This window comes from Cognatundibacterium rugosum (assembly GCF_014284365.1).
Taxonomy (GTDB): domain Bacteria; phylum Pseudomonadota; class Gammaproteobacteria; order Burkholderiales; family Burkholderiaceae_D; genus Undibacterium; species Undibacterium rugosum.
In genome coordinates, this window is sequence record NZ_JACOGG010000061.1 from 1 (window position 1) to 450 (window position 450).

The 450-nt window shown below is 52.0% G+C and carries 1 protein-coding gene; it reads right to left on the reverse strand.

Annotated elements, in window-relative coordinates; genetic code table 11:
- Window positions 1–450: GTP-binding protein (locus H8K47_RS18060; protein WP_230410247.1), on the reverse strand; the 450-nt coding region annotated here is incomplete at both ends.

Here is a 450-nt window from a genome sequence, read left to right on the forward strand (position 1 = left end):
GACCAGAGATGGAGAATACGTCTTCTACTGGCAGCAGGAATGTACCGTCAACTGCGCGTTCTGGTGTAGGAATGTAGCTATCCAGTGCGTCAGCCAGTTTCATGATTGCTTCTTCGCCCAACGCGCCCTTGTCGCCTTCCAGCGCCAGTTTTGCGGAACCTTGGATGATCGGCAGATCGTCGCCTGGGAATTCGTATTTGGACAGTAATTCACGTACTTCCATTTCAACCAGTTCCAGCAACTCAGCGTCATCAACCATGTCGCATTTGTTCAGGAAAACGATGATGTATGGAACACCAACCTGGCGAGCCAACAGAATGTGCTCACGTGTTTGTGGCATAGGACCGTCTGCTGCGGAGCAAACCAGGATCGCGCCGTCCATCTGCGCTGCACCAGTGATCATGTTTTTAACATAGTCAGCATGGCCTGGGCAGTCAACGTGTGCGTAGT